This window comes from Clostridium sp. DL-VIII, assembly GCF_000230835.1.
In the GTDB taxonomy this organism is placed as follows: domain Bacteria; phylum Bacillota; class Clostridia; order Clostridiales; family Clostridiaceae; genus Clostridium.
In genome coordinates, this window is sequence record NZ_CM001240.1 from 5749312 (window position 1) to 5775017 (window position 25706).

Annotated in this window: 24 protein-coding genes and 1 pseudogene; 7 read left to right on the forward strand and 18 right to left on the reverse strand. The window is 29.3% G+C overall.

Annotated elements, in window-relative coordinates; translation table 11 throughout:
• Positions 1 to 599 precede the first annotated feature (599 nt).
• Entirely contained in the window at positions 600 to 1580 is a 981-nt protein-coding gene (locus tag CDLVIII_RS26145; protein ID WP_009172504.1) for a VanZ family protein, read from the forward strand.
• 170 nt (positions 1581 to 1750) lie between these two features.
• Positions 1751 to 2365: a TetR/AcrR family transcriptional regulator gene (locus tag CDLVIII_RS26150; protein WP_009172505.1), complete on the forward strand. Its 615-nt coding sequence runs from the start codon at positions 1751 to 1753 to the stop codon at positions 2363 to 2365.
• 109 nt (positions 2366 to 2474) lie between these two features.
• On the opposite strand, the gene CDLVIII_RS26155 is transcribed toward CDLVIII_RS26150, so the two are convergent.
• Positions 2475 to 2954, reverse strand: coding sequence for a hypothetical protein (locus CDLVIII_RS26155; protein WP_009172506.1), 480 nt, complete (start codon positions 2952 to 2954; stop codon positions 2475 to 2477).
• A 154-nt stretch (positions 2955 to 3108) separates the two neighbouring features.
• Between CDLVIII_RS26155 and CDLVIII_RS26160 the strand changes: the two genes are divergently transcribed.
• Complete coding sequence (locus CDLVIII_RS26160) at positions 3109 to 4410, forward strand: aminotransferase class V-fold PLP-dependent enzyme (RefSeq protein WP_009172507.1); 1302 nt, start codon at positions 3109 to 3111, stop codon at positions 4408 to 4410.
• 121 nt (positions 4411 to 4531) lie between these two features.
• Here the strand turns inward: CDLVIII_RS26160 and CDLVIII_RS26165 are convergent, their stop codons facing one another.
• Positions 4532 to 5749, reverse strand: a complete 1218-nt coding sequence (locus tag CDLVIII_RS26165) for a 6-phosphofructokinase (RefSeq protein ID WP_009172508.1) — start codon at positions 5747 to 5749, stop codon at positions 4532 to 4534.
• A gap of 186 nt (positions 5750 to 5935) precedes the next feature.
• On the opposite strand from CDLVIII_RS26165, the gene CDLVIII_RS26170 reads away from it, so the two are divergent.
• A complete protein-coding gene (locus tag CDLVIII_RS26170; RefSeq protein ID WP_009172509.1) occupies positions 5936 to 6487 on the forward strand; it encodes a manganese efflux pump in 552 nt (183 codons plus the stop codon).
• A gap of 106 nt (positions 6488 to 6593) precedes the next feature.
• Positions 6594 to 7013 carry a Fur family transcriptional regulator gene (locus CDLVIII_RS26175; RefSeq protein ID WP_009172510.1) on the forward strand — a complete coding sequence of 140 codons (420 nt, stop codon included), beginning with the start codon at positions 6594 to 6596 and terminating at the stop codon, positions 7011 to 7013.
• 331 nt (positions 7014 to 7344) lie between these two features.
• On the opposite strand, the gene CDLVIII_RS26180 is transcribed toward CDLVIII_RS26175, so the two are convergent.
• From CDLVIII_RS26180 to CDLVIII_RS26205, 6 genes are all read right to left on the reverse strand, one after another.
• Entirely contained in the window at positions 7345 to 8250 is a 906-nt protein-coding gene (locus tag CDLVIII_RS26180) for a D-alanine--D-alanine ligase (protein WP_009172511.1), read from the reverse strand.
• A gap of 110 nt (positions 8251 to 8360) precedes the next feature.
• Positions 8361 to 9011, reverse strand: a complete 651-nt coding sequence (gene nth / locus CDLVIII_RS26185) for an endonuclease III (RefSeq protein ID WP_009172512.1) — start codon at positions 9009 to 9011, stop codon at positions 8361 to 8363.
• Positions 9012 to 9025: 14 nt separating this feature from the next.
• Complete coding sequence (locus CDLVIII_RS26190) at positions 9026 to 9730, reverse strand: lysophospholipid acyltransferase family protein (protein ID WP_009172513.1); 705 nt, start codon at positions 9728 to 9730, stop codon at positions 9026 to 9028.
• Between the two features lie 464 nt (positions 9731 to 10194).
• Positions 10195 to 10785 (reverse strand): serine O-acetyltransferase EpsC, encoded by a 591-nt coding sequence (gene epsC / locus CDLVIII_RS26195; RefSeq protein ID WP_009172514.1) that lies wholly within the window; start codon positions 10783 to 10785, stop codon positions 10195 to 10197.
• A 136-nt stretch (positions 10786 to 10921) separates the two neighbouring features.
• Entirely contained in the window at positions 10922 to 11833 is a 912-nt protein-coding gene (gene cysK, locus CDLVIII_RS26200; RefSeq protein ID WP_009172515.1) for a cysteine synthase A, read from the reverse strand.
• Between the two features lie 542 nt (positions 11834 to 12375).
• Positions 12376 to 13626, reverse strand: coding sequence for a CBS domain-containing protein (locus CDLVIII_RS26205; protein WP_009172516.1), 1251 nt, complete (start codon positions 13624 to 13626; stop codon positions 12376 to 12378).
• 475 nt (positions 13627 to 14101) lie between these two features.
• Between CDLVIII_RS26205 and CDLVIII_RS26210 the strand changes: the two genes are divergently transcribed.
• Positions 14102 to 16111, forward strand: a complete 2010-nt coding sequence (locus tag CDLVIII_RS26210; protein ID WP_009172518.1) for a YgiQ family radical SAM protein — start codon at positions 14102 to 14104, stop codon at positions 16109 to 16111.
• A gap of 147 nt (positions 16112 to 16258) precedes the next feature.
• Here CDLVIII_RS26210 and CDLVIII_RS26215 read toward each other — a convergent pair whose 3' ends face one another.
• A complete protein-coding gene (locus tag CDLVIII_RS26215) occupies positions 16259 to 16912 on the reverse strand; it encodes a hypothetical protein (RefSeq protein ID WP_009172519.1) in 654 nt (217 codons plus the stop codon).
• A 51-nt stretch (positions 16913 to 16963) separates the two neighbouring features.
• A complete protein-coding gene (locus tag CDLVIII_RS26220) occupies positions 16964 to 17842 on the reverse strand; it encodes a YegS/Rv2252/BmrU family lipid kinase (protein ID WP_009172520.1) in 879 nt (292 codons plus the stop codon).
• A 315-nt stretch (positions 17843 to 18157) separates the two neighbouring features.
• Between CDLVIII_RS26220 and pssA the strand changes: the two genes are divergently transcribed.
• Positions 18158 to 18685, forward strand: coding sequence for a CDP-diacylglycerol--serine O-phosphatidyltransferase (gene pssA, locus CDLVIII_RS26225; RefSeq protein WP_009172521.1), 528 nt, complete (start codon positions 18158 to 18160; stop codon positions 18683 to 18685).
• Between the two features lie 96 nt (positions 18686 to 18781).
• Here pssA and CDLVIII_RS26230 read toward each other — a convergent pair whose 3' ends face one another.
• The 8 genes and pseudogenes from CDLVIII_RS26230 to CDLVIII_RS26265 all read right to left on the reverse strand — a co-directional run bounded on the left by CDLVIII_RS26230 (position 18782) and on the right by CDLVIII_RS26265 (position 25644).
• Entirely contained in the window at positions 18782 to 19126 is a 345-nt protein-coding gene (locus CDLVIII_RS26230) for a hypothetical protein (protein ID WP_009172522.1), read from the reverse strand.
• A 79-nt stretch (positions 19127 to 19205) separates the two neighbouring features.
• A complete protein-coding gene (locus CDLVIII_RS26235) occupies positions 19206 to 19559 on the reverse strand; it encodes a hypothetical protein (RefSeq protein WP_009172523.1) in 354 nt (117 codons plus the stop codon).
• Between the two features lie 14 nt (positions 19560 to 19573).
• Positions 19574 to 20116 (reverse strand): rubrerythrin family protein, encoded by a 543-nt coding sequence (locus CDLVIII_RS26240; RefSeq protein WP_009172524.1) that lies wholly within the window; start codon positions 20114 to 20116, stop codon positions 19574 to 19576.
• Between the two features lie 166 nt (positions 20117 to 20282).
• Positions 20283 to 21653 (reverse strand): SpoVR family protein, encoded by a 1371-nt coding sequence (locus tag CDLVIII_RS26245; protein WP_009172525.1) that lies wholly within the window; start codon positions 21651 to 21653, stop codon positions 20283 to 20285.
• A gap of 4 nt (positions 21654 to 21657) precedes the next feature.
• Positions 21658 to 22830 carry a YeaH/YhbH family protein gene (locus CDLVIII_RS26250; protein ID WP_009172526.1) on the reverse strand — a complete coding sequence of 391 codons (1173 nt, stop codon included), beginning with the start codon at positions 22828 to 22830 and terminating at the stop codon, positions 21658 to 21660.
• An 8-nt stretch (positions 22831 to 22838) separates the two neighbouring features.
• Positions 22839 to 24104 (reverse strand): annotated as a pseudogene (locus CDLVIII_RS26255) (serine protein kinase); the annotation flags it as partial.
• An 86-nt stretch (positions 24105 to 24190) separates the two neighbouring features.
• Positions 24191 to 24709, reverse strand: coding sequence for a hypothetical protein (locus tag CDLVIII_RS26260; protein WP_009172528.1), 519 nt, complete (start codon positions 24707 to 24709; stop codon positions 24191 to 24193).
• 2 nt (positions 24710 to 24711) lie between these two features.
• The gene (locus CDLVIII_RS26265; protein ID WP_009172529.1) at positions 24712 to 25644 is read right to left on the reverse strand and encodes an AAA family ATPase; all 933 of its coding nucleotides are present in this window, start codon (positions 25642 to 25644) and stop codon (positions 24712 to 24714) included.
• Between the last annotated feature and the right edge of the window lie 62 nt (positions 25645 to 25706).

Below are 25706 nucleotides of genomic sequence, written 5' to 3' on the forward strand. Positions count from 1 at the left end.
AAAAACATTATCGCTCCGTTAGATTTTCTTTACTAATTATACTATTTTATATTTCTTATAGCAATTTAGACCTTTATAGATAACAAACAACTTTGGTGCTAGAGTTATGTGGTAACTTACCGAAATCATAAATATTTTTTAGAAATTCCTAAATTAACTTCATCACCAATTTAAAGTTTGGATTATTTTTTAACTTATTCTATAATAATAGAGATAAACACTTATAAACTTGACTTATATATAGAATAATTATCTATCTTTAGATTATTGAATAAACAGAATTTGTAAAAAATATATGAGTATTTTAAAACAGAATTAGCTGAGTTTTTTCTATTATTGGACAATACTTGTAAAGTAATTAGAAATTGTATTCCTAAAAAGTTTTTCAGAAAAGGGAACCAATTATTTCTTGAGTATATGCTAAGCCATAGGATGGAAAAGATACTGAAAATGTTATTCATAAAATAATGTTCTGATTAACGAGTTGCCAATATAGTGATGCATGAATCCATTAAAAGAGCATTAAATTTTATTTTGAGATAAATTAAGTTACTATTGATTACGATGTGATTTTTTGAAGATGACAGGAGATGCTAAGAATGAAAAATGAACAAGAAGAGATTCCAAATGGTAATGAAGTGTTGATGGATAATTCCGAGGTTATGAAGGCCAAATTACATAGATTTATTCTTATAGGAACGATATTATATACAATTTTAGTATTGTATTTCATGTTCTTGGGGTTTAGCAGACTAGACCAAAGAATCAATTATAATCAGTATACATTTATGCTTATGCCTGAAGGAATTCCACTAAGGTTTCCGGAACTAACGATGTCATGGTTATACGATTTTGGAAACATTGCTGCTTTTATCCCTTTTGGAATAGTAATTCCATTATTGTATCGTATACGTTTTAGAAAGTTTATAGCATTGTTCATATTAGTGATTTCTTTTTTAGAGGTATTACAATCCGTTACCTTTATGGGTACATTTGACACTATGGATATTATATCTAATACATTAGGTGCAATCATGGGATTTGTAGGATATAGAGTAGGATTTTCTTCTGAGATTACCTTAAAAAAACTTGTTGCTTCAGCAGTATCTATTCTTATGCTTATCATTGGAGTTATGATTGTTTCTGAAACAATCGATTATGGTGTACATGTGAATGAAAGAATAGGACCTGTTCAAGCATTAAATGAAGCGAGTACAACCATGCCAATAACTAATAGTTTTCCAACTTTTACGGTGGAAGGCGAGACAGTACAGCCAAAATTTAATTTGTATAGCGGTGCGGATGGAATAAGTAAGGAGTATTTATTTAATTTAGGCAAGAAAAATCTATGGCTCTATGCCAATTATGGTATTCCCGACGGAGAAGAATATAAGGGTTCCGTTACGATTATGATTAATGGGGAAGAGTTTGCTCAGTTCACTGATCAAGACAAAGATAGCCATATGATGAAATTAGAGACGTTTTTTGACTCGGAAATAAAAGATGTTAAAATTATAGTTACCGGAAATGCAAAGGTATGGGATGTTAGCATTGCAGAAATAAAGCATTGGTGGGAGTAACTACGATAACGGAGAAATAAGGAATATTTTCTTAAGCAATTATTTGTAAATATTAATTATTCAACAACCTATATTCTATTTAAGCTTTTGTGTGTATATATACTAAAAATCACATAATTCTAAATTTAAAGTTGAATATCTATTATAGAAACATTACTTGGAGGCAAAATATGACTGTAAACAATGGTAGTAGTAGCTTTACCGAAAGAAAAAAACAATTAAAGGAAAAAGAATTACTTTTAGCCGCATATAATCTATTTTTTAAAAAAGGCTTTGAAAAAACCTCTATTGATGATATTGCTAAAAATGCTGGGGTTGCAAAAGGAACCTTTTATTTATATTTTAATGACAAACATGATATTTTAAATAAACTGATTCTTCAAAAAAGCAATGAAATAATAAAAGAAGCTTTAGCTAAAACAAACGCTTTAGGAAGTGAAGACTATAGAGAAAGAACATTATTTTTTATAGAACATATAATAAATTATTTGAAAAATAATGAATCTTTATTAAGGCTAATAAATAAAAATATTTCCTGGGGATTATACAGAAAGGCTATAATGAAACCAGAAGCTTATAATGAGGTAAAGAAAGTGCTAGATCTTTTTATTAATAACCTTACTAATGAAGGAATGAATAAAGAGGATGCTGAAATGACCTTGTTCATGATTTTTGAATTGGTTGGAAGTGTATGTTTTACAACTATTATACTAAAGGAACCCGTGGATATTGAAAGTATAAAACCGCTTTTATTTAAAAAAATCCTAGCAATGATAGAAGTTTAATAACTTATGGTAAAAAGCCATAATAGGCTTTCTATAATGGCAGTTTACCTCCTTACCTTCTGAAAATTATTCATGTCATCTTTGGACTTGTTATTTATTTTTATGTTCCTTAACATTTATCATCTTTATTAGAATACATTAATGTTGATTTTATCAATCTTTTAATAATCACTCTTACTATTGGACGTGGAATTCTATATGAATAAAGAGTAGCAAATATCCCTGGATGTTTTTTCTCAATTTTTGAATAGATTTTGCTTATATCACTATTAGAACTAGACCTTTCTAAATCTTCTGTTTCATCTAAATCAAGATCAAGGTTTCTTAAAATATCAAATGTAGTAGGTATTGTATTGTTGGCTACGTTAATATATCTATTCATAGAATAATCACTGGAATCATCAGAATGATAGCATAATTCTGGAAGTCCTGTTTCAGAAGGAAATAAATCCAAATTACTATCATCATCAAAATTCAAAGAAACTTTCTCATACAGATTTCTATCCATAAATTCTGGTGGAACAAATTTAATATCATTATCATCTAAATTTGCTCGAGACTCTGCCATATATTTCTCATCAGGTTTCATTAATATTACCTCCTATTAATATGATTACTATTAATAATATGCATCATAAATATATATATAGTACTAAATTTCATAGAAAAGATATGAATTTTACTTTTCTAATAAGTGAACAATAAATATGTCATAGGAATACTATATATTGGAGGAGATGCATATGAAGGTAAAGGATACAAAAAAACTAAAAGACTTATTTATTGGATTAAATGAAAAAGTTTGTGCTGCAAATGGACATTATATAAGAGGAATAAATTTTGATAATGCAGCTACAACTCCACCCATTAAGTCAAGTATTGAATATATAGAAAATTTAAGTAATACCTATGCTTCCATAGGTCGCGGAACAGGCCAGAAAGCAGAAATTACTACTGATTTATACAAAGACTCCAAAGACTTCTTAATGAATTTTTTCAATATAAAAAATAAAGATAAATATGTAGTTATTTATGTTAGTAATACAACTGAAGGGATAAATAAATTAGCAAATACCTTAATAAAAGATCCAAATGAAATAATTTTAACTTCAAGAATGGAACACCATTCAAATGATTTGCCTTGGAGAAAACGAGGTAAAGTAGATTATATAGAAGTTGATCAATATGGCAGGCTTAAAATTGAAGATTTAGAAGATAAACTTAGGGCAAATAACGGTAGAGTTAAATACGTCTCTCTTACCGGAGCTTCTAATGTAACAGGTTATGTTAACAATATTCATTTTATAGCAAAATTAGTTCATAAATATGGTGCTAAACTAATTGTGGATGGCGCGCAACTTATACCTCACACAAGAGTTAATATTAATGATGGTGATGATGAGCAAATTGACTTTTTAGTGTTTTCAGCTCACAAAATTTATGCTCCATTTGGAGTAGGGGTAATAATAGGATTGAAAGAAGATTTTATAGATGTTGATCCAGATTATTCAGGCGGGGGAACAGTTGAATTAGTACTTGATAATGATGTTAAATTTCTTCTTCCACCTGAAAAAAATGAGGCTGGAACACCAAACTTTCTGGGAGTAATGGGCTTAATCAATTCACTGAAGACTATAAATACTATTGGATTTGATTATATCGAAAAACATGAGCACCTTCTCTTAACTCATACTATACAAGGCCTAAATACAATACCCAAAGTAACAACGTACGGAGACACCATAAATATAAGCGACAGACTTGGAATTATAACCTTCAATTTAGAAAACATGTATCATCATGATGTTGCAGATATATTAGCTAAACAAAAAGGTATTTCTGTGCGCCATGGATGGTTCTGTGCCCATCCTTACTGTAGAAGACTTATGAATGTAAGTGAAGCTGAAGCTAAAGAATTTCTTGAGAATCCTAATAAAAAAATGCTTGGAATGGTAAGAGTAAGCTTCGCACTATATAATTCTATTGAAGAAGTAGATGTATTCTTAAATGTATTAGAAGATATCAGCCTCGGGAAACTCAAATAGAAATCACTAAATATCATTATATTAAAAATCACAAATGACAAGTTAAGAAAGAAAAGCTTATAGCTTGAGCTTCATCCTTAACTTGTCTCTTGTCATTTGTAACTATTCTATTGCAACCTTTTTATTGGTTAAACACCTTATATTTTGGAAGATTACCTTCATAATTCAAACTAGGAAGATCCTTTATAAGAGGTTCAAAATATGTATTTGCTTCTTCTGTTACAAAATTACCTTCTTTATTAATCCATTCTACTGGAAAATACTTTACGTTATTTGCAATTTTATCAGCATCAACTAATGAATATGTAACCTTGTAAGGCTTATTACTTTCTCTAGTAATAGTGACCATTTTTCCACTTTCACCCTGAGCTGCGTACTTAAGTGCCATTTCTCCAACATTATACGCTTCTGTTAAGTCAGTATCAGAAGCACAGTGCATAGCACAACGTTGAAGAATTCCTAGTTCAAGCGCCTTTACTCTTGTTGTGATGCCAGCATCAAGGATTAGCTTTCTTAAATATTCTGAAACACCACCCAATTGAGCGTGTCCAAAATTATCCTGAGATACACATTCAAATTCAGACACGAATTTACCACTTTCATCTCTTATTCCTTCTGATACTATTATGTAAACTTTATTTTGCTCATCGAATCTCTTTTTAACATCAGATATAAACTTAATTTTATCAAAAGCAGCTTCAGGCAGATAAATAAAATCTGCTACCGGCTTTCCATCTACTTTTGCAATGCAAGCTGATGCTGCAAGCCATCCTGTGTCTCTTCCCATGGTTTCTAAAATGAATATTCCATTATTAATATATACAGATGCATCTAAATATGTTTCAATCGCAGTAGTTCCAATAAATTTTGCCGCACTACCAAAACCAGGAGTATGATCAATAAACATTAAATCATTATCAATTGTTTTAGGAATACCAATGAATGTTATTCCAAGGTTATTTAATTTTGAATACTTTGAAAGTTTAGCAATAGTATCCATAGAATCATTTCCACCAACATAAAAAAATGCTGTTATATTATATTCTTTAAGAATCTCTATTAATTTCTCATATTCTGAACTGCATGACTCTAAGTCTTTTAATTTATACCTACAAGATCCTAGTCCAGAAGATGGTGTAAATCTAAAATTATTTATTTCTTCATCAGATACTGACGACAAATCAATTATATTTTTATTTAATATACCCTCAATACCATTCAGTCCACCATATACTTTTTCAAAATTCCCAAACTTTTTATTAGCATTCAACAGCCCTGCTACACTTGAATTTATTACTGCTGTTGGTCCTCCTGATTGGGCTATTATACAATTTGACATGAAATTTCCTCCTTATTTGTGATGCTAAAATCAGCAAATATGATATACTATTTGTTTCATAGTAATACACTATTTATTAATATACAATAAAAAAGAGATTAAATAAAGACTTTTTTTATTTTTTTCGCATATATTAAAATGATTTTAATTATTATAGAGTAAATAGTATTTTAAGGGGAAGATAAAATGAATTTATATGGTGTAATAATAATAGGGATTGCATTGGCTATGGATGCTTTTGGTATAACCTTAAGCATTGGGATAAATCCGATAGTTAACAGAAAACATAAACTAAAGTTTTTATTATCTTTTGCATTTTTTCAATTTTTATTTACATATCTAGGAGGAACATTAGGATATTTGTTTGATACTTATATTACTAATATTCCATCAATTGCAGGTGGAATAATCATAGGAGTTATCGGAATTCTAATCCTAATTGATGGTTTTAAAGAGAAGGAAAATGAAATTTTAATAAAAAACAGCACATGCATTTTACTTGGAATATCCGTTAGTATAGATGCCTTGGTAATTGGATTTACTGCTTTCCGTTTAATCACAGGAAACTTATTACTTTTTATTAATTCAATTTTAATCGGATTAATTACATTGTGCATTTGCACCTTAGGTTTTTTTATCTGCAGATACGTAAAAAAGATAAAATTTGTAACAAAATATGCAAATTTCTTTGCCGGTATAGTGCTTATATTTTTCGGATTTAAAATGATAATTTTCTAAGATACAAGTGCCTAAAAATTTTCCACATTTAAGTTGACATTTTTTTATATACCTATTTTATATGTGATATAATATAATTAATATTTAGCTGTTAGGGGATATAAAAATGGAATCAAAAGAAATTCTAAAAGAAAAAGGAATTAAGATCACTAAAGGAAGGATAGAAATCCTGAACATATTGAAAAGTTCTGAAAAGAGTTTATCTGCTGAAAAAATATATCAACTTTATAGAAATAACAATATAAATATTAATTTAAGTACAGTTTATAGAACATTAGAATTATTTGAAGAAAAAGAAATTATCGAAAAAATAACCCTTAATGATGGAGTATTTTCATATAAACTCAAAGGAAAGACTCATAGACACTATTTGGAATGTGATATTTGTCATAAAGAAGTTGAAATTCCATGTCCTATGCTTCAAATAGAGGAAATGGTTGAGAATGAAACAGGTTTCACTTTAACAAATCATGATTTGATTATGAAAGGTGTCTGCAAAGATTGCAAGAAGAAAAATAATCCTTAATCTTTATAAATAACAAACAATACTAACTAGACTTAAATGTATATAGTTGGCTTATAATATAAACATATTTACATGTTTGCTAGATTTTATTTGTGCACTTTCACCAGAAATAACATACATTTTTGTGCAACAGGCATTTAAAATTAAGCTGCTGAAGGTTCTTAATGGGAGTTTGTTCCATTTATTGCTTGTCCTGAACTTGTTTCAGGAACATGCAGAAATGGATGCAAGCTCCCATTTAGAACTTTCCAGCGAAAATTTTATACGTCCTGTGGAATAAAAATGTATGTTATTTCGGTTAGTTATTACATAATTCTAGACAAAAATTTGTTTATCTGCTTATCTTCATAGAATCTTCTATTATCATATCTATTAATTTCGAAAAATCAATATCTATTGCTGCTGCGCTTTTAGGAATCAAACTATTCTTAGTCATACCTGGAAGTGTATTTACTTCTAGAATATACGGTATTCCTTGCTCAGTAACTATCATATCAACTCTAGCATATACTTCACATTTTAATGCCTTATAAGTTGCTAATGCCATTTTTTCTACTTCTTTATGCAACTCTTCTTCTAACTCTACTACTACTTCTTCTGCTCCACCATCTTGATACTTTGATGTGAAATCAAAGAATTCCGCGTTTGGCTTTATTGCAATTACTGGCAGCATCTTATCTCCATATACAGGACAAGTTATTTCATCTCCTTTTATAAACTTTTCTATCATAACTTCACTGTCCCAGTTAAAGGCCTCTTCAACACAGTCTTTAATTTCTTTTTCTTCCTTTACGATAAAAGTTGCTACACTTGAGCCTCCATGAGTTGGTTTAACTACTACAGGATATCCTAATTCTCTTATTTCATTAAAATCTATGGCATCATTTTTTCTTAAATTTATCCAAGGTGCAGTTCTAATTCCAGCAGCCATTAAAATGGACTTGCTTACATCCTTATCCATACACATAGCGCTGCTTAAAGGTCCACAGCCAGAGTATGGTATTCCTACAGTTTGAAGTACTGCTTGAACGGTTCCATCTTCGCCGAATTGACCATGCAATGCTAGAAGCGCAAAATCTATTCCTTTAGTCTTACTAATTATATCTTCTTTTTTATCTATTACAATTGGGATCACTTCATATTTTTTCTTATCTATATTCTCAATTATAGAATTTCCACTTTTTAAGGATATTTCTCTTTCTGATGATATACCACCCATTATAACTCCAATTTTCATATTTTCCTCCAAATATTTATTGATTTAACTTCATAATTAGTTTTAATTCTTTTACTATGTATATTTTAATAAATTTACTACAATATTAAAAGAACCACTAAGTCTGCAAATTACTTTGACCGTGGTTCATTTTTCTTTTCTTTACCTTTATATTTACATAAATGATTTAAAGGACATTCTCCGCATTTAGGATTTCTTGCAATGCAACATCTTCTTCCATGAAAAATTAATAAATGATGCATTAATGTCCATTCCTTTTTGGGTAATTCGCCTTGTAATTGCTTTTCAACTTCTAAAACATTTTCTGAACATGCAAGATCTAATCTATTAGATACCCTAAACACATGGGTATCCACAGCTATAGATGGTACATTAAAAGCATTTGATAAAACAACGTTGGCAGTCTTTCTGCCTGCTCCTGCTAAAGAAGTTATTTCTTCCATAGTTCTTGGAACTTCTCCATTAAACTTTTCCTTAAGCTGATTGAACATAAGAATTAAGTTTTTAGATTTATTTCTGTATAGTCCTATCTGCTTTATCCTTCGTTCCAGCTCCTCATTTGTTAAAGTTAAGAATGCATCTAAATCTGGATAATCTCTAAATAAATCCTTGGTCACTTCATTTACTTTTTTATCTGTTGTTTGAGCAGACAATATTGTAGCTATAAGTAATTGAAGTGGTGTCTCATAATTTAATTCACATTTTGCATCTGGATATGTTTCCTTCAGAATATCTACAATTTTTTTTGTCCTTGCTTTCAATCCTTCTAATCTCCTTATCTATAAATTCCTCTGTATCTCTCAGGTAAAAGATTTGCTATACTTCTCATTAGAATGTCCATACATCTTTCATCATATTCATGCTTATCTTCATTTTTCTCTTTATTTGGAAATGTAATTTTTTCCCCTATATTTATTGTAACGTCCGCATGCTGCCATTTTTCTGATCCCATATCCCCTTGCTCACTTATAGGCAATAATATATCTGTTCCGGACATGCCAATTGGAATTATTTCCGCCTTTGACATTCTTGCAAACATCAAGACACCTTTCTTTCCCTCAATCATAGCACCGGTTCTACTTCTAGTCCCCTCTGGAAATATCAAAACATTACTTCCACCTTTTAAGGTCTTAACTACTTTAGTAATAGCTTCTTTATCAGCTGTATTAGGCATAATCGGAATATTCTTTACTATTTTAGTTCCTAATTGAGTTATTTGATTATTGGATAATTTTTTCCCCATTACAAAATATGGATCACCGTTTTCTTTTAATACTTTCGATAAAACCAATCCATCTGAATTACTTAAATGATTGCATACGAATATTTTAGGTCCTTTAACTTTATCTATATTCTCTAGCCCATTAATTGTTATATTAGCATTTTGTCTTATATAGTTGTTAACTATTTTCCTTGCTATTTTTATAATCAACCCTTCTGGTAACATTCTTATAATCTTTATCGTAATTGGTGATAACATTTTTCCCCAGCCTTTCTTATATACATACTTTTCTATATATTATATATCATTTTACATATTTAACCAATACGTAAAATTAATACTTGGTCTAATCTCCTTATACATTATATATTCTTTCATATATGTATGCAAATCCTTAGGTTGTTATAGATATCCAACATATAAACCAAACTTATAACTTGCAACAGATAAAACCATTAATCAATTATTAGTTATAAGTTATAAGTTATAACTATGAGTAAGTATAATCTAGAAATTATAAGTAATAAATCAAGTTTTTGATTTGTTTATCTATAATTTCTTTCATAAAAATATTAAGGATCTTTAAGCTATTACTTAAAGATCCCTAACTTTTTTATAATTAAAAGCTTTCATTGTTATTTTTTTGTAAATCTCTTTTTTCTCCACTGAATATCTATCATTTAATATTAGTAATACTTCCTTATACCTTGAATACTCTCATCTTATATGACCATTTCATTAAATATTTTCTTTTTACGTCCTTTTATATCACTTATTTCTATTATAGTTGCAGTTGCCTGAGCTCTCACAATGTTTTTTGCCGGACTTCCAACTGCAGTTGCCTTTGCTGGAACATTTTTTACTACAACCGCATTAGCTCCTATTTTAGCTCCCTTTCCTACAATAATAGGTCCAAGTACCTTAGCTCCTGTTCCTATTAATACATCATCTTCAATGGTTGGATGCCTTTTTCCTTTATCTTTACCTGTTCCGCCTAGAGTTACTCCATGATAAAGAGTTACATTATCTCCGATCTCAGTAGTTTCACCAATTACTACACCCATTCCATGATCTATAAATAATCCTTTTCCTATTTTAGCTCCTGGATGAATTTCTATACCAGTGAAAAATCTAGATAATTGTGAAATTAACCTAGCCATGAAAAATCTTTTTTTCATATAAAGAAAATGTGCTATTCTATAAGATATTAATGCATGGATACATGGATATAATACTAATACTTCTATTTTACTTTTAGCTGCTGGATCTTCATTTAAAACTCTTTCTAAATCATAATTTAATCTTTTAAACACAGCTTATTCCTTCTCCCTTTCTATAGTTTTCAGTAGAATATTATCAATTAAAGCAATAATATGAAATTACAAAAATTTTCATAAAATCATATTATAACCTCTATATAAATAAGTGCATATTATAATTTTTTAACTGCTAATCAAATAAGCCCATTGATATATACTTTTCTCCACCATCAGGAGCAATAGCTAATACTTTTTTGCCTTTTCCAAGTTTTTTAGCAACTTCTATAGCTGCATATATTGCTGCCCCTGAAGAAATTCCAACTAATATACCCTCTTCTTCAACAAATGCTTTTGCTGTTTTAAATGCATCTTCGTCTTTTACTGATAATACTTCATCTACATACTCTTTTTCATAGATACTTGGAACAAATCCTGCACCTATTCCCTGAATTTTATGTCCACCTGGGTTTCCTCCACTTAAAACTGGTGAACTAGCTGGTTCAACTGCAATTGCTTTAACCTTTGAAATCTTCTTCTTTAAATTCTTAGATACACCTATTATAGTTCCACCGCTTCCTACTCCTGCTACAAAAGCATCTAAGTCTGGGATATCTTTATATATTTCTTCTGCTGTTGTTTCATAGTGCTTTTCTGGATTTGCTATATTTTCAAATTGCTGTGGGATAAAAAATCCATCTCCACCTCCTATTTCTAATGCTTTTTCTATAGCACCTTTCATCCCCTTAGCACCTTCGGTTAATATAAGATTTGCACCATATGCCTTAATTAAATCTCTTCTTTCTTTACTCATTGTTTCTGGCATTACTATGGTAACCTTATAACCTTTTAACTTACCAATAAGTGCTAACGCTATTCCTGTATTTCCACTTGTTGGCTCTACTATTGTTGATCCCGGCTTTAATATTCCTTCTCTCTCCGCTTTCTCAATCATTCCAAGAGCTGCTCTATCTTTAACACTTCCACCTGGATTAAATTTTTCAAGTTTAACATATATGTCTGCAATATTTTCATCCTTAATCAAGTTATTTACCTTTAAAATCGGTGTATTTCCTATTAACTCTAATCCTCGATTATAAATCATATTACTATTTTCCTCCTCAAACTTCTGCTTAATTTTTAATATCTCCTATTAATACTTTTAGTATTAATATTTCTTCAATTGTTCTTTATATAATAAAAAAACTTCATCCTCTATATAATACTATAGAGACGAAGTAAATTCGCGGTTCCACTCTAATTGGATTTATTAATCCCTCTCAACTTAAGGCACTATAAAATGCCATATCACTATAACGGGTGAACCCGGAGAACCTTACTAAAAGATGTAAAAATGACACACATTCAAACATACCCATATACAATTTCATAAAGTATGCTATTATAATAATCATATCATTTTTATACATATATTCAGACTTCAACTCCAAAGGGCACTTCACATAAGATCTTGATGAAAAGTTCTCAGCTTCCTCTTCTCTCTGTAAACTTCATTTATGTTACTTTCCTTTTTCTAAGTTTTTAATTCTTACTGTTTTGATAGGGTTTATATCATTATTATATTCTATACGCAAAAAAAGGTCAACACTTTTTATTAAATTGCTAAAATAAAAAGTGTTGATTTTGTTAATATTTCTTTTTCCAAAGTGGATATAAAAATTCATCTATTAAATCATGTATGATTACTATCCCTACTAGTTTCTCTTCTTCATCTACTACTGGCACAGAATTTAAATCGTACTTTGCTGCTATCTCTATAACTTTGCCTATTTCATCATCGTGTCTTACTCTAGACACTGTTTCGTCCATTATTTCTCTTAGCTTTGCATCAGTGTCATTTATGATTAAATCTCTTAGAGGAATTACACCTTGTATATGCTCATTTTCATCAGTTATATAAATATAATAAATAACATCTTCATCTGGCTTCATTTCTTTTAATATTTCAATAGTATCTCCGACTGTTATATTTAAATTTACAGATATGAACTCTTTACTCATAATACTTCCAACTGTCTCATCTTCATATTGTAAAAGTTCTTTAACTTCATCTGCATCTTCTTTCTCTAAGTTAACTAATATTTTTTCTCTTTCTTCCTCATCCAAATCATCTAATAAATCAGCAATTTCATCATTAGGCATATTTTCCAATACTTCAACTGTCTTACTATCAGACAATTCCTTAATAATAGTCCCTTTATATTCTGAATCTATTTCTTCTAGCGTATCCGCTGCTAAATCCTCATCTAAAGACTCTAATACTTGTTTTCTTGAGTTTGTATCCAAGTTCTCTAATATATCTGCAAGATCTGCTGGATGTAAAGTTGACAACTTTTTATATGGTACAGCTAATTTCAGATTATTATCTACCATTTCTAAAGATTCAACATCATCCCATCGTAATACTTTATCTTCTAATTTTTTTCTCATTAGCTTATAGAAAAATTTCATAACTCCTGCGATTTTAAGTCTTCTATATCTAGCTAATGTTCCTGTTTCAACTCCAATGACTCTATATTCACCTGCAATTTTTGCAATTCTTAAGTCGTTTACTCTAACTACTTGTTTTCCATTGATATCTACTATCTTTTTATCCAATAAATTTTCTGATAGAAGATAACTATACCTCATTGGAAGTATTTCCTTGCTTCCCCTGGTTTTAATTTTAAATTTACCATCTTTATTGGCAAACTCTATATATCTAAATTCATAATGAAATGTAATTCCACTTTTCTTTAGTTTATAACCAATTACTCTAGGATATCCTTCTTCGGTTGTTACATAAACATCTTTTAATGTGCCTAAAACATCACCAAATTCATCATAAACATTCTTGCCTAGAATACTTGTATATAGAAAAATAGGTAATTCCAGCATAACTATTTCCTCCTATCTCACTTAGAAGAAAAATCTTTATGAGGAATCTACATTAATTATTCATAACTAATATAAAGAAATCACACATAGATAAACGATTTTCCTTCTGAACATATTTAGTTTTTGTCGTATCGCAGTTTATATTCTGAGGTCCATCCTCCATCTTTTTCACATCCCTTAAAAAAGTAATAAATTTTATCTTTTCTATATAAAATATAGTTGTATCCTTACTTATTATATTACATAGCAGTGAAAAGGCAACAAGTTTTTGTCATTAAAATGGTATATATCTATGTTATTTTTTTGTAAAATGTATTTTTATATTTTTATTATTTTCATCTATTTCTAACATTAAAATAATTAACTATTTCTTATCATACCATCTATATTTGTAAACTAATTAGCGTTATGTTAATATACTTTAGTAATAAAATAATAATTTTTGAATAATTTAAAGAATTGGAGTTAATAATATATGAAACTTTGCAAGGAATTTTTGCCTATTAGTAAAGAGGACTTAGAAAAAAGAAAAATTGAACAGTTAGATTTTATTATTGTTTCTGGTGATGCTTATGTTGATCACCCTTCCTTTGGTACTTCAATTATAGGTAGAACCCTTGAAGCTCAGGGCTTTACTGTAGGTATTATTGCACAGCCAAATTGGCATGACTGTGAAGACTTTAAGAAACTTGGTAAACCTAAGTACGGTTTCTTAGTTAATTCAGGTAATATAGATTCCATGGTTAATCATTATACTGCTGCTAAGAGAACAAGACATGAAGATTTATATTCTCCAGGCGGTGAAGCTGGACATAGACCAGATAGAGCACTTATAGTTTATTGTAATAGAATACGGGAAGCCTATAAAGATGCCGCTATCGCAATTGGTGGAATAGAAGCAAGTCTTAGACGTTTTGCTCATTATGATTACTGGGATAATAAAGTACGACGCAGCATTCTTGTAGATTCAAAAGCTGATTTATTAATGTACGGTATGGGTGAAAAAACCGTAATTCAAATAGCAGATTTATTAAGATATGGTGCCGATATCAAAAATGTCACAACTGTACGCGGAACCTGCTATTTAACTAAAGATATATCAAATATTAAAAATGCTGTTATAGTTCAATCTTTTGAAGATGTATCAACTGATAAAAAAGCTTATGGAGAAGCTTATAAATCAGAGTATTATGAGCAAGACTCAATAAACGGAAGAACTATAATTCAAAAACATGGTGATAGATACTTAGTTCAAAATCCACCTCAGGAAAATTTAACTCAAGAGGAGATGGATTTAACTTATGACTTACCATATACAAGGACATATCATCCAGTGTATGAAGAAAAAGGTGGAATCCCTGCAATACAAGAAGTGAAATTTTCTATAACAAGCCATAGAGGTTGTTTTGGTTCGTGTTCATTTTGTGCATTAACTTTCCATCAAGGACGAGTTATTCAAAATAGAGGACAGGAGTCAATAATTGATGAAGCAAAGCTCTTAACAACTTTACCTGATTTTAAAGGATATATTCATGATATCGGCGGCCCTACAGCAAATTTTAGACATAGAGCATGTAAAAAACAAATAGAGCATGGTACTTGCAAAAATAAGCAATGTATGTTTCCAGCGCCTTGTAAAAATTTAATAATAGATCATACTGAATATCTTTCTTTACTAAAGAAGGTAAGAAAACTTCCTGGCATCAAAAAAGTATTCATCCGTTCTGGAATTAGATATGATTACCTAATTCATGATAAAAATGATGCATTCTTTAAGGACTTATGCGAGCATCACATCAGTGGTCAATTAAAAGTTGCTCCTGAGCATGTTGTTCCTAAAGTTTTAAATCAAATGGGAAAACCAACACGAGAAGTTTATGATAAGTTTGTTAATAAATATTTTCAAATAAACAAGAAACTAGATAAAAAACAATTTTTAGTTCCTTATTTAATGTCTTCCCATCCAGGTTCTGATTTAAGTGCTGCTATAGATCTTGCCTTATATATTAAAGAAATGGGATATACCCCAGAGCAAGTGCAAGATTTTTATCCAACACCAGGCAGCTTATCAACTACAATGTATTATACCGGTTTTAATCCTATAACTGGTGAGGAAGTTTATATTCCTAAAACTCCAGAAGAAAAAGAAATGCAGAGAGCTCTAATACAATTTGCTGTACCAAAGAACTATCAAAAAGTAAAAAAAGCTTTAATTAAGGCTCACAGAGAGGATTTAATTGGAAACGGTAAAAATTGTTTAATTGGTTTTGAGCCTGGAAAGCTTGGATATCAAGGTAAAAATAAGAATACCGGCAAATCATCTAGTAATACAAATAGAACTAGTAATGGAACTTATAATAAAAAATCTCTTAATGATAAAAATCAAAAAGATATTTCCAAACTAAAAAGTACCTCTAATGCAGCTCACAAAAATGCAAAGAATTCCTCTCGCAAAAGTGATAATGTAAAAAAAAGAGTTCATTAATAAATATTCTTTAACTTATTAATCAGTAATTCCATAACACATTACAACAAATGGCATTATAAGATTTTAGATTAACTTCCACTCTTATAATGCCATCTGTTTTTTTAATCCAATAATAAAAGATAATATTAATGTTTTTTGCACTCATCATTTTTTTAAAGAAACTTTAAAGCCATTTAGAACAAAATTTAAGATGACTAAAAATACCATATCTCCTACGACTGAATATGGGAAAAGTTTAATTCCACCTAAAATAATAATATTTTCTAACATTACTATTGAAATTGCTATGATTATAAAACATATTCCTTTTCTATTTACAAAAGGTTTATCTAATAATATCACATTCAAAACTAGAAGTATCCCAAGCAAAATTAGTGAAAATAAAAATAGAATTATACTTTTATCTATCTCTAATATGAATCCATACGAATAACTTACTTGAACTGCTACTTTAGAAATGTGTATTATAAAACCATAGATAGCAGTTGCAATCGCTGCAATAATATAACTGCCACCAAAGCCCAATTTTTCTGCTCTTAAATAAACGTAAGTTATGGCTAAAACTATAAGAGGAATTGATAAATGGTCTAAAAATATTATTGGTTTTAAGTAGTATATTATAGTACTATTTTTAAGTATGCATAAAAGGAATAAAGCTATATGTCTTAATAAAAATAATGTAATTACCAAGGTTAAATATATCTTTATTTTCTTTGGTGAAACTTCTAAATTTTTTCTTATTGTAGAAATAGATAAAAAAATTATAAGTAACAAAAATAAATAATATGCAAAGTTCACAAACTACGCTCCAATCCATATTCCTGTTACTTATATTTATTATTGGATATATTATTTTATACCTAAAAGTTTAATTCCACCTTTAATACATTGAATTCTTAATGGGAAATCTGGTCCTCTTTCTCCATCTATGTCTGTAACAATATCTTCTGAAGATTCAATATATACATCATCAGTCCTAAAATATACAACCTTATCTGAATCTAAATGTTCTCCTCTCAAGAGTTTTATTAGTAATGGTAAAAGCTCTATTAATTGTACAGCTTTAAATACTATTACATCTAACTTACCATCTGTAATTTCTGCCTCTGTCGCTAGGTTAAGATTTCCAGCACTCTTACCATTAAAAACCAAGAGTAAATACATTTCTCCATCATAACTGCATTCCTTAGAAGATATTTTTACTTTTAACTTTCTAAAATTAGGAATTTCCTCAATTCCCTTTAAGTAATACGCTACTTTTCCCATTGTATTTTTCAAGTTAGTATCTATTTTTTGAGATATATCAGTAAAAAGTCCTGAACTCGCTACATTAATAAAATACTTATCATTTATCTTACCAACATCAACAGCCACTGGCTTTGAATCCAATATCTGCCTGCATGCCTCTTTAACATCATTTGGCATATTTATGAACTTTCCAAAATCATTTGCAGTTCCAACTGGTAATATTCCTATAGGTACATTTATATCTTTATTCTTCATAGCATTTACAACAGAATCTACAGTTCCATCTCCACCAGCCACTAAAATATAGCTATATGTATGATCTACTATATCTAGTGCTTCAGATAAATCTCTTCCTTTTTGAATTCTATACGGAACAATTGTTAAACCAGCTTCCTGATGCAAATTTATTACAGTATCTAATTCATTTCTTATACTACTTTCTCCTGAGTATGGGTTGTATATGAATCTTACCTTTTTCATAAATTAACCTGCCTCCAATAAATCTTTTTCTTTATAATTCCAGCGTCATATAAAATCAACTTATAAAAAGTTTTCTATATAAATAAAATAATCTTATCTAAAACTAGATTTCTAAAACTTATTTGTCCATTAAATTTTTAACTAATTACTTTTCGCATTCACCATGCCATAACTTTTATTATATCATTTTCCATATTTCATGTACATACTATAACCATTAATAAAACTAAAAATTCATTTATGCCTTATATTATTTTGATTTATATGCTATAATAATTCTTTGTAAGTATTTTTTATAATTTTAGGAGTGATTTTATGAGGAAAAGTTGTATTCCTAATGTATTTACCTTTATTAATTTATCTTGCGGAATTATATCTATATTATCAGTAATGAGTGAAAAATATGCGATAGCAGGTGCATTCATACTATTAGCAGGATTGGTAGATAGATATGATGGAAGGATAGCTCGTTTTTTAAATGTTTCTAGTGAATTAGGTAAAGAGTTAGACTCTTTGGCTGATTTGGTTTCTTTCGGAGTAGCGCCATCTATACTAGTATTTATATATTTTAATCTTTATACTTTACACCCAAGAGGATTAGTGGGATTTGTAATTTTATTATTATTTCCAATCTGTGGTGCATATAGATTAGCTAGATTTAACACTACTAATTTTGATGGTGCCTTTACTGGTGTACCTATAACAATAGTTGGGTGTTTCATGGCTCTTTTTTCATTAATTATGATTAACTTAAATATGATGCCTTCACCTTATCTTGTTGTTCTTTTAATGACTCTTGGTTCATATTTAATGGTAAGTAAGATTAAATTAAAGAAATTTTAGTTGAATTGAAGACTGTAATGAAAGAAGTAATTTTTTCTTATAAAAAAACTCTGTCTCTCAATCTAAGACAGAGTTTTTTAACTTCATTTTCATTTTCTAATCTTCTCTTTCAGAATTTTGGAATTTTAGTTCATTATCTATTTCAGTAAATATCTTATCTTTCTCTGTACTTGTCATGATATAATCATTTTGAAGCTTACAATACTTTAAATATGAGCCTTCACACTTACTTAGTGTACCTACTAGTTTATCTATTAATTCACCAACCTGTTCAGCTCTTTCTAATGCACTTTTAACTTCACCCTTACTTGCTAGATTTACACTATATAGCTCTGCTGCCCCTGCAATTAATAACCTATAAACATCTACATAATTTTTTAATAATGCACTTAAGTTATCAATATCTTGATAATGTTTCTTTGCTAAATCCTCAAATTTCATAACTGGTCCTCTATAAATTTCTACTAAATTACTATTTTTATAAGTTAATATTTCATATTTTTTAATTATCGACTATAAATTATTTTCTTGAAGTCTCGCTTTTAGCATATTCATTATCTATATCTTTAAGTATTTCTTTCACATGATTTCCATCTGGATTATCTTCTCCTATGCTATAACTGAGCATATTTTCTTTATATGGCTCTTGTAACAAGTCCATGTTAAATTCATAAAATTTCTTTTCATTATTTTCATAAGTATTATTTTCATAATCATTTAATATAAATCCTTCATCTTGATGTAATTCCAGCTCCGACCCTAATCCACCTAATTGGATATACTCAACTTCCCAATCTCTATAGATTGGTTTATCTCTTAAATCATCAGCATAAACTACAGGAACCACAAACTCCTTTGGATATTCATAAATCATATATTTACCCCCAATTAATAGCAATCTTCATTTTCTAATTCTTTAAAGTATGCTTTAGGATATTTACATAATGGGCATTTCGCTGGTGCTTCTTTTCCTTCATAGATATATCCGCAATTTAGACATAACCATTCGGTTTGCTTATCTGCTTTAAACATTTTGCCATCTTTGACTCTTTTAGCTAATTCTAAAAATCTTTCTTTGTGATGCCCTTCTACTTCTTGGAGCTCCTTATAGAAATTAGCAATTTCATCAAACCCTTCACAGCGTGCTGTTTCCTCGAATTCTTTATATATGACTTTATTTTCTTCTGACTCAGCAAGTGCTGCTTCTGTTAAATTATTTTTTGTATTATCAATCATATCTAAGTATCTTTTAAATACTTCTCTAGCATGAGCATGCTCATTTCCTGCTGTTTCCTCAAACACATCTGCAACATACATAAAGCCTTCAGACCTAGCTTTTTCTGCATAAAAAGAATATTTATTTCTCGCTCTTGACTCCCCTGCAAATGTTTTAAACAAATTTTTTTCAGTTTCACTACCTTTTAGGTTCATTAATATTATCTCCAAAAATATTATTTTCCTACATAAATATGATATTCATTCCTGAACTTTTGGTTACTTCTTTATCCAATGCTGATTAGGGTTAAGCAAATACACCTCAGCTTTAAGGCGCGACAATGCACAACTCAACATTGTGAATTGTGCATTATTTATTATATTATGATATAATTACCTTCTTTTCTTGATTACAAATTAAAACTACATCCTGCTTATCACTTGATTTAGTCATTAATTTAACATCATGTCCCCATAGTTCTTGTATATACTTTAAAGTTTCTTTAGCATATGAAAGATCTAATGGCCTGCCATCAAATACATTTTCTAATGTCAAAGTATAATTTTTCTTGTTTAAATCTATAACTCTAATATAAGGTATGTTTCCCATTCCTGCTGTATAACTTAATGTATCTCTTATTGTCTTCCAGCCAGTTTTATCAGAGATTTCTTCTATAACAATATCAAAAGTTCTTTCATTATACTGAAATAAATTTAATTCCTCACATAATTCTCGGGTTAGATAGCGTCTTAAAAAAGAAGAATCTCTCTCTATTTCTCTGACCTCAAATATTTTTTCTTTTCCATATCTCTTTTCTATATCTTCATATATCTTAAAGCCAATATAATATGGATTTAATCCTCCTACAGCTGGTGCTATTACATCATTATGCCGTTTTAAGAACTCTAGATGCAGTTCTTGCGGCAATTCTAATTGCTTTAAAATATTATAATGAGTATAACTCGCCCATCCTTCATTCATTATTTTAGTTTCAATTTGAGGTATAAAATATTCAGTTTCTCTTTTGACTATATTTAATATATTCTTTTCCCATTCTTTCAGCTGACCATATTCTATTATAAATCCCACGAGATCATCTACTGGTTCTAATGGAAATTTTTCTAAATCAGGTAACTTTATTTCCTGATAAGAATCAAGAAAGCCGCAATTTTCCTTTTTACATTCATACGCTTTTAATATATTCTCTTTAATTTCATCATTAGATAGCTCCTTAACCCCAATATTTCTTTGGGATTGGTATCTTATAGCATGAGCTGCATCTAATATTCTTTCAACTTCTGAATATCCTATACTCGGATCATCTATATATTCTCTTATTATTTTCGAATCTAAATTAAACATTTCTAAAGTGTACCTTGCATTGGTTCCCTGTTTAAATAACCTATTATTTTTAAAGAAATCATTATGACCATATACATGAGCCATTGTTAATATTTGTAGCAGTAATGTATTATCTTTCATTAAATATGCTAAACAGGGGTCAGAATTAATTACCATTTCATAAGGAAGGCCAGTAAGATTAAAAGAATAAAGAGTTTTATTTTTCTCGTAAGATTTTCCGAAACTCCAATGAGGATATCTTGATGGCATTCCAACATAGGCTTCATATCCTATCATTTCATTAAAATTTATAATCTCAAATTCTTGAGGATAAAAATCTAATCCATATTCTTTAACTTTCTTTTCTATTTTTTCATTCCAAGCTTCAATATCCCTTAAACTATATTCCAATTCTCTACTCCTCCTTTAACTCCTTCCTAAGCATAATCTTAAGTGCTTCCCATAAATCCTTCTTCTCTTTTATAATTACAGGGACAAATTTTTCACTTGTTACTTCCTTTTTAAACTTATGATACATCGTTGTCGTATATGTTGATGGTAATAATTCTGCATAACCAAACATATTGCTAATTTCACATATACTTTTAACTGCTATAACTGCCTTTTCATTATCTTCTGACCAGTTATCACCATCACTTGCATATATGCTGTATATATTCCATGCTGCTGGTGGATATTTTTCTTCAATTAATTGCAATGCTTCATTTATTCCACTGGATATATAGGTACCACCAGATTCTGATTTATGGAAAAATTCATATTCATCGACTCGTCTTGCAACAGTAGTGTGATATATAAATTCAAACGCTATATTGTTGTACTTTCTTTTTAGAAAAGTAGCTAATACAAAAAAGTACGATCTAGCCAAATATTTTTTTGTTATATCCATTGATCCAGAAGCATCCATAATAAATATCATTACAGCATTACTATCTTTTCTAGGTTTTAATTTAACTCTATAATATCTTAAATCTTCCTCTCTAAATGGAAATCTATCTATTTCCTCTTCATTCTCTAACTCTTTTAAAGCTCTCTTCTTACCTTGCTTCCTTGCAATCTTTGACATAACAGTCTTCTTTTTTGCAAGTCTTGGTCGTATTCCATGAGTTTGATATCCTCTCTTTTTGCCACTCGTCTCTGTTACTATTTCAGAATATTTTTTTTGATCTAAATTAGGCAGGTTTAGATCCTCAGATATATAATCCATTAATTCTTCAAGAGTGATTTCTGTTTCATAAACATCATCACCTTCGTCATTTCCTGGTCCTTGATTACCTTTAGCCAGTTTCTTGTTTCCACTGCCTATCTTCTCGCCTCTTTTTTCATCTCCAACTCCAGTAGCTACTCCCCTGGAATTTTTCCCATATACAAATTGATATTCTTTAATCCCTTTAATGGGTATTTTGAACTTCTTATTTTTACTTTCTCCAACAATGCTTTCCTCTGATAATATATCTCCCAAATTTTCCTTTATTGATTTTTCTACTAGCTGCCTATGTCTTCTTCTATCTTCTATGGATCTGTCGTGATCAATTTGATTATTTGTATAATCCCTAAATATCGCCATGACTTATTCTAATCCCTCCATAAGTTATTTGCAGCATATTTTAGGATTACATCACAACAATGAAGGCAATATCCGTTATTTTGCATTTCTTCAACCATAGAATTATATTTTTCTGCTTGTTCTTTATCTCTAACTTTAGATTTAGTTATTATTCTAGATAGATCTTTAACTGAAAGAGTTAATTTCTTTTCTATTGCCTCTTTTAAAGGTTCGTAGGAAGTATAATCTAATTTCCCACCTTTTCTAACTATATAAAACATATATGAAGTGACATCTGATCTAAATCCCTTAGCTGATGCAGCATATACACCTATTTGCTCTTCTATACTCCTCATAAATTCTTCATCTGGATTAAGTTCTTCACCTGTTGAAATATCTTTTATTTTAGTTTTATTTACATAGGCTTCTGCATTATCTATATAGTTATTAAATAAACTCTCAGCTTGCTCTCTAAATGAATGTATAAATGCCTTTGTAATTTCTCTCTCTAAAATTTTATTATATTCTTTTCTAATAGTATCTTGAATAAAGCCCAAATATTTTTTCTTATCATCTGCTGCAATATCAAGCTCTTTAACTGACTTAATCATACTTTCCATTATACTAAGCGGATTAATACAATCATACTCTGATTCTGCAAGGGCATTATCTATAGCCTTTATAATAAATCTTGTACTTATTCCTTTCATGCCTTCATATTGTCCAGCTTCTTCCCTAAGTTCTCCAATATCAATCTTTTTAGTAGTTCCCTTTTCAACAATTTCTTCTCCATTATAAATCTTGAGTTTTGTCATAGGATCAGCTTTAGCTGAAGGTGTTATTCTTGAAAGTATTCCAAACATCGCTGCTACTTTAATAGTATGAGGTGCTATATGTGCCTTAAAGTTACTCTTTTTTAATATCTTTTCATATATCTTAACCTCTTCATCCAGTTCTAAACAATATGGAACTTCTACTTTTACTATTCTATCCAATATTGCTTCGTTTGTATGATCTGACTTAAACTTATTCCATTCAGCTTCATTTGAATGTGCAACTATAACTCCATCAAAATAGATCATAGAACCTTTTCCTGGAGATGGTATAGACTTTTCTTGAGTAGCCGTAATTATTGTATGAAGATATTCTACATCATTTTTAAATACCTCGATAAACTCTACAAGACCACGATTTCCAACATCAAAAGCACCATTTAATGAAAATATTCTTGGATCATCCTCTGAATACAAGTCCATTTTAGATATATCAATTGCCCCTGTTAAAATTGAAGTATCTTATTTTATAATTTAGGTACACGAAATAAGGTAGTCCATTTTTTAGACTACCTTGTAAACTCTATACTTTAAGCAATATTTTTTTATTAGTCAATTTCACTTATAGGAAATTCACAATACATACTATGCCATTCTTCCATATTCAAAAATTTAAATTCAGATAGCATTTTTCGTTTAATTCTTTCATCTTCCATAAGCTTAAATGGCAATTGTTTACCTATCTTATTTCTCAACTTCCTTCTTACTCTTCCATCAATTTCCGGATGCTCTATAAGTAATACATATTCTATGTCCTTTTCTTCTTCATTTTTATCACATGACCATACTATAAATAACGTGCTATAAAACTTCTTTGAGATATTTTCATAAAATTTAAGCTTCTTATCTCCAAGAATTTTTTCCTTAATTGCATCTGGATTACTTACTCTTTTCCCTGTGGCATTTTTATATTCTAAAAATATTATTTTTTCTTTTGTATCTATAACAAAATCAACATCTGCAAGCATTGTTGTTTTTTGAGCTAATTCATGTGGTTCAAAAACTTCTATCGCTTTTGTGAAATCAAAACTATAATTTCTATTCTCATCATAAAATATTTTCTCCATAGTTAATCCTCCAAGTTCTTCTCAAAAACCTCATCAAGTAATTTTTCATCTGCTGAAATTATTTTATTATTACTTAATTTTCCGAAATACTCTTCTGTTTGAGCTAGAACTTCATTTCCTTTCTTATACAGACTATGGAATAAAACTTGGTTATTTTCTTTTCTTTTAACTTCAAAGTATTTTGCTAAATTATAGCTGTGAGTAGATATAAAAATCTGCACTCCTTCACTTTGCAATTCTAATAATATATCAACTAATACTGGAATTAACTCTGGATTTATATTAGCTTCTGGTTCGTCCCACAATAATACACTTCCCTTTTCAATTAGTCCATTACGTATTAGCTTGAATAATAATCCAAACTTTCTTAAGCCTTCTGCTTCTACTGAAAATTCTACTTTAAATCCTTCATCTTTTAATATATAGAATGTATCATTTTCATAAACTACTTTTCCATTAATGATATCACTAATTTTATCTAATACTTTTTTATTTAACTCAGATACTTCCCTTGTTTCTGGCAGCTCTGCATTGGAAATTATATCTCTTTCAGTAGAATCAAATGCAACATCGTACTTATCATATAAAGCCAAAAAGCCTTTTGAATGAGATAACATTTCTGAAACTGGAATATATATTGGATCTTTCCCATCATTATCTTTTCCTGATTTCATATTATTTCCTATCCAATATACTAAACCGTCATCATATTTAATTTCTGCTGTTGGTTTACATTTTTTATCCTCCTTGTATTTCCTTATATATTTTTCTTCAAGTGGATAATATTTTTCACTATCTATATAATAAATCATTTTCAATAAATGTGTTTTCCCTGTACCATTCTCACCAATTATAATATTAATTCCTGGTGACATATCTAAGTTTAATTTTTTAAATACTGTTATATTAGTCAATTTTACATTATTAATAGGCATATACATACTCCCTTAATATTATTTTGAAACAAATTTTAACCTAGCGTAACCTTAATTCCTTT